At 46.8% G+C, this 5,632-nt stretch carries 5 protein-coding genes; 1 reads left to right on the forward strand and 4 read right to left on the reverse strand.

Features of this window, described 5'->3' with window-relative positions; genetic code table 11:
* The coding region (locus tag QZT18_RS23225; RefSeq protein WP_294152081.1) for a LysR family transcriptional regulator at positions 1 to 988 on the forward strand (988 nt) is incomplete at its 5' end.
* 53 nt (positions 989 to 1,041) lie between these two features.
* Here QZT18_RS23225 and QZT18_RS23230 read toward each other — a convergent pair.
* The 4 genes from QZT18_RS23230 to QZT18_RS23245 form a co-directional block, all read right to left on the reverse strand.
* A complete protein-coding gene (locus QZT18_RS23230; RefSeq protein ID WP_294152083.1) occupies positions 1,042 to 1,341 on the reverse strand; it encodes a hypothetical protein in 300 nt (99 codons plus the stop codon).
* Between the two features lie 281 nt (positions 1,342 to 1,622).
* Positions 1,623 to 2,618 (reverse strand): beta-methylgalactoside transporter, encoded by a 996-nt coding sequence (locus QZT18_RS23235; RefSeq protein ID WP_125140812.1) that lies wholly within the window; start codon positions 2,616 to 2,618, stop codon positions 1,623 to 1,625.
* Between the two features lie 18 nt (positions 2,619 to 2,636).
* A complete protein-coding gene (locus QZT18_RS23240) occupies positions 2,637 to 4,145 on the reverse strand; it encodes a sugar ABC transporter ATP-binding protein (protein WP_294152088.1) in 1,509 nt (502 codons plus the stop codon).
* 80 nt (positions 4,146 to 4,225) lie between these two features.
* Positions 4,226 to 5,344: a substrate-binding domain-containing protein gene (locus QZT18_RS23245; RefSeq protein ID WP_294152091.1), complete on the reverse strand. Its 1,119-nt coding sequence runs from the start codon at positions 5,342 to 5,344 to the stop codon at positions 4,226 to 4,228.
* Positions 5,345 to 5,632 lie beyond the last annotated feature (288 nt).

The raw sequence follows: 5,632 nt of genomic DNA on the forward strand, positions 1-5,632 counted from the left end.
CACCATCCCGAACCCCGACCGTCCCGGCGGCGTTCTCGTTCCTCAATTAAATCCCCAGAAAGGAGCTCACATGGACTTCCGCGAAATCCAATACGTCCTCGCCATTGAAAAATATCAGACCCTCTCCGGCGCGGCCCGTTTTCTCGACATCACCCAGCCGTCCCTCTCCAAATTTCTCCAGAATCTGGAGAAGCGCCTGAACGTCAGGCTCTTTTACCGCATTGACAATAAGATGTATCTGACCTATGCCGGGCAGCAGTATGTGGATACGGGGCTCAAAATCCTGGATCTGAACCATCAGCTCCACAATACCCTTGCCGACATCAGCTCGGAGTCCATGGGCTCCCTCTCCATCGGCGTCACACCGACCAGGGGGCGTTATGTGCTGCCCAACGTCCTGCCTGCCTTTAAGAGGATGTACCCCAAATACAAAATAAGCATCATGGAGGACGGAACAGCCGCCCTCAACCAGGCGCTGGAGACCGGCCGGATTGACCTTGCGGTCTATACGGTGACCGAGACGTTCCGCCCCGATCTGGAATATGTCAAAGTATGCAAGGAGGAAATTGTTCTCTGCCTGTCCCCCATTCTGGAAGCGGCCCGCCTGATCGAGCAGAGGCCCGAAAAAAAGCATCCCTGGCTTGATATTAACCAGTTGGGCAACGAGCTCTTTTTCCTGGTGGACGAAAAATTCAGAACCAGGAAGATCGCGGACCGGATTCTCTCCTCCTCTTCGATCCGTCCGCAGACCATCACCCTGCAGAGCGTGGAAACAGCGCTGTCAATCGTAGCCTCGGGCATTGGGGTAGGGTTCTGCACCGATATGTGTGAAAAATTTTTCTATACCAGCCGGCCCCTTCTGTACTGCTCCGTTGGGGAACGGGAAAATCTGTGGGACTTTGTCATCGCTTACCGAAAAGACAGCTATCTGCAGACCGCTGCACAGAATTTCATAGACATCACAAAAGAAACCTTTGCCACTCAATAAAAAGAAGCATTACCCAGGCCTCCGACTGCCTCCTTGGGTAATGCTTCTTTTCTCTATCTCATTCCGAGAATCACAACAATAATTCCAAAAATTACCATCACTATGATGAAAATATCCAGGGTTCTGACCGACACGTTCACCTTGTCATAGAGCCTTTCTTTCAGAGAAAGATTTCTGACACGTTCTATCTCCCTGCGCAGTTTTTCATTCTCTTCCTCCAGTTTCCGGAGGTTTTCCTCTTCTTCCGTCAAAGCTTCTCCCGAACCGCCCGGCGCTTCTTCCTGCGCGCCTTCCAGGGAGAGTTCCTCTATTCTTTCACTGTCCTGTCTGTTGTCTTCCAAATTCTCACCCACTTTCAATTTTCACTCCTCATAGATCCTGCTTCCTGAAATTCAAATGATTTCCTGCGATTCCAAAAGAGGAGCCGCGTATGCGGAAGCTTCTTCCGCCTGCAACTCCTCTTTTATGAAAGACGGCGTGGAAGCCGCTCCTTTAAACTACTTTAACCGCTTTGACCGCATTAAATACTTCAAACCGCTTAAAATACCATAACCTGATTTAAATACTTCAACCCGATTCAAATACTTTAAACCGATTCAAATTCCTCAGCCTGCCACGGGATAATTGTAATAAATTACTTCTTGGCAATATATTTTCTGATATCAAGTGCGATAGCAACTACGATAACAACACCCTGTGCAATGTACTGGTAGTTCGGGTCGATTCCGAGGAACTGGAGACATGTCTTCAGAAGCTCGAATACGAGAACACCGATAACAACACCGGACACACGTCCGATACCGCCGTTAACGGATACACCACCGATGGTACAAGCTGCGATAGCTTCCAGCTCATAACCCATACCCATGTTAACAGAAGCGCCGCCGGATTTTGCTCCCAGCAGGAAACCTGCGATTGCATAAAGAGTTGCTGCTGTCACGTAAATGATAATTTTAGTCTTTTTAACATTAACGCCGGCAACCTCTGCCGCTGCCTCATTACCGCCGATAGCGTACATATATTTGCCATGGCGTGTATAGTTATAAACAAACCACATGATCAGGCCGATTACAATTGCGATGATAAACAGATACGGGAAAACTCCGAATAATTTACCGTTGGCAATAGCAGTGTAATCCGTACGGTAACCGCCGATCGGGATAGACTTTGTGTAAACAAGGTTGATACCGTAAACGATCATCTGCATACCTAATGTGCCGATGAAAGCCGGTACGCTTAAGTAAGAAACAACAATACCGTTGATAAGACCGAAAATACAGCAGATGCCGATACAGATTAAAAGAATAATCCATACATTGAGCTGCGGGAAATTCTTCGTCAGTTCAAAACGGCCGCTGTAGTCTGCTTTCTGAAGCAGTGTACCTGCGAGGCAGGCTGCAAGACCTACAACACGTCCTGCGGAAAGGTCGGTACCTTTTGTAATCAGACAGCCGGAGACGCCGACTGCGATAATGAAACGGCAGGCTACGTTAATGGAAACGTTGCTGAAGTTACTGCCTGAAAAGAAATTCTCTTTGGTAACACCAACGAAGATTACCATGAGAAAAATTAATATAATAATACCGTTGTTAATAAGTATGTCCGCTACATTGACTTTTTTCTTATCCATTCTCTCTTCCTCCTATCACTAGAACTTGGTCGCGTAACTCATGATACGTTCCTGTGTTGCTTCCTCGTCCTTAACTTCTCCGGTAATATGTCCGTTGCACATGACAAGGATTCTGTTGGACATACCGATTAATTCCGGCATTTCAGAAGAAATCATGATAATGCCCTTGCCCTGTTTCGCCAGGTCGATCATAATCTGATAAATCTCATATTTTGCACCAACGTCAATACCACGGGTCGGTTCATCCATAATCAGGATATCAGGGTTGTTTGCCAGCCATCTGGAAATCAGAACCTTCTGCTGGTTTCCTCCTGACAGAGACTGAATCAGTGTTTTGCTGCTCGGTGTTTTAATGCTCAGTTTTGCCACATTATCATTGACGAGCTGCTCGATTTTTCCTTTATTGAGCTTCACTCCTACTTCCACGTACTGATCCAGGGAGGATATGGATACGTTGTCTGCAATGGAGAGACAGCCTAAAATACCTGTTCCGCGTCGGTCCTCGGTAATCATACCGATACCTGCACGGATTGCATCCTGAGGACGCTGAATATGCGTTTTTTTACCTTTGATATAGACTTCTCCGGTCGTGATATGGCGCATACCGAAAATTGCTTCCATCAGCTCTGTTCTCTGCGCGCCTACCAGGCCGCCAAAGCCCAGGATTTCGCCTCTGCGAAGTTCAAACGAACAGTTCTGGAAGGAACGCTCGTGAATACTCGTATAATTCTTCACATCCAGAAGAACCTCGCCTACCTCGGCGTCATTCTTAGGAGGATAAATATTCGTCAGTTCACGGCCTACCATCTGTTTTACGATCTCATCGTCTGTGATATCATCCATGCTCCAGGAACCTACGTAAGTACCGTCACGCATGATGGTAATATCATCGCAAATCTCACGGATTTCCGCCATCTTATGGGAAATGTAAATCAGGGATACTCCCCTGCTCCTGAGGTCTCTGATGATACGGAAGAGCGCTGCTACTTCGTTGTCTGTAAGAGAGGAGGTCGGCTCATCCAGAATCACCACTCGTGCCTGCAGGGAAACTGCTTTAGCGATTTCGACCGACTGCATCTGAGCGATTGACATGGTTCCGAGCTTTGCCTTTGGGTTATAGGGCATCTTTACGTCTTCCAGCCATTTCGCCGTCTCTTCAAACATCTTCTTGTGATCGATTACCTGAATCGGTCCGAACTTTTTCGTCGGATAACGGCCCGTATACATGTTCTCTGCGACTGTTCTCTCCGGTATCGGCTGAAGCTCCTGATGAACCATTGCCAAACCTTTGTGAAGCGCTTCGTCGGGGTTCTCTATCTCTGCCTTTTCTCCGTCCAGATATATTTCGCCCTCATCCATATGGTAAATACCAAAAAGGCATTTCATCAGGGTGGATTTTCCTGCACCGTTCTCCCCCATCAGAGCGTGAACCGTACCAGGACGGACTTTCAGACTAATCTGATCCAGGGCCTTAACGCCAGGAAAGCTCTTCGATACCCCGCGCATTTCCAATCTGTACTCTGCCATCCCATTCTCTCCTTTCATAAAATCGGGTGTGCCAAGATGACACACCCGACGCATTCATTCATAATTTCTGCCGAGCAGAATTATTTAACTAATTCAAGAATCTCTGCTGCATTCTCTGTTGTAACTTTTACATAGTCTACCATGTATACGCTGTCAACATCTTTGCCATTTACGAAATCCATAGCCTTGTCAGCTGCTGTGTGAGCCTGGCCGATGTAATCGTTGAATACAGTACCTGTCATCTTGTTGTTCATAACGTTCTCAACAGCCTCTACAAGAGCGTCAACACCTACTAAGTAGATATCTTCGTTAACTTTTCTTCCAGCTGCTTCGATTGCCTGTAATGCACCAAGTGCCATAGCATCGTTGTTACAGAAAACTACATCGATCTTAGCGCCGTGCTGTGCAAGTGCGTTAGCTGTGATTTCCTGGCCCTTTGTCTGATCCCAGTCACCACGCATTTTAACGAGTTCTTCAACTTCAACGCCGGAAGCCTTTAAAGCTTCAACGGATTTCTCTGTTCTGTACTGAGCATCTACGTTCTCCGGGTCACCCTGAACCATGATGTAACGAACAACGCCGTCGCCGTCTGCATCGCCCTTGTTCTCAAGCTCTGCGATTTCTTCGCCCTGGAATGTACCGGACTGTCTAGCATCTGCGCCTACATATGTTGCTTTGATTCCTTCGTCTTTCCAAGCCTGCTCTCTCTCAGCTTCCGGCTCACGGTTGATGTAAACTACCGGGATGTTAGCTTTTGCACACTCTTCAGTAACGGTTGGCTCGGAAGAAGCCTGAACAAGGTTGATAATCATTACGTCAACGCCTGTTGTGATGAAGTTTCTAATCTGGTTCATCTGCTCGCCCTGGTCGTTCTTGCCGTCCATGATGGAGATGTTTTCTTTCTTAACGCCTAATTCTTCTGTTAAGTATTTCTCTAATTCCTGACGGTAAACTGTCATGAAGTTATCAGCGAACTGATAAATGGAAATACCAACTTTAACAGTTGCAGGATCTTTGCCCTCTACAGCCTCTGCTGCTTCGGTCTTTGCATCTTCAACTGCGGCGGCAGTAGTCTCTGCTGTAGTCTCTGCCTGTGTCTCCGGTGCGGCTGTCTCTGCTGGTTTGGAGCTGCATGCTGTCATGGAAAATACCATTGCTGCTGCGAGTCCGACTGCCATAAATTTTTTGAGTGATCTCATAATACTAGTTCCTCCCTTAATATAGTATTTTTTTGACGATTGGTTATTTTTTCCCATCGACACCCTTATTATAGATGGCTTTTGTTCATATTTCCATATGATTTTTTTTGGACTTATATAATTTTTTTTAGATCCTTACTTTTTTGAGTGGGTTTTTTTATATATTTGACAAAAAGGGATGGGAATTAGTTGGGGAATGAGGACGCCTCTGTAAGACGGCGGACGGGGGAGTTGGAGGTTGGATATGAGTCTTCAGTCCCGGTTTATAGGTTGTGGTGAGGGGGAATC

This window comes from uncultured Clostridium sp. (genome assembly GCF_900547735.1).
In the GTDB taxonomy this organism is placed as follows: Bacteria; Bacillota; Clostridia; order Lachnospirales; family Lachnospiraceae; genus Otoolea.

Bases quoted from the DNA above. Each gene is read 5' to 3' on its own strand.
- QZT18_RS23235 (WP_125140812.1), bottom strand. From the start codon at position 2,618: ATGGATAAGAAAAAAGTCAATGTAGCGGACATACTTATTAACAACGGT.
- QZT18_RS23245 (WP_294152091.1), bottom strand. From the start codon at position 5,344: ATGAGATCACTCAAAAAATTTATGGCAGTCGGACTCGCAGCAGCAATG.
- QZT18_RS23240 (WP_294152088.1), bottom strand. From the start codon at position 4,145: ATGGCAGAGTACAGATTGGAAATGCGCGGGGTATCGAAGAGCTTTCCT.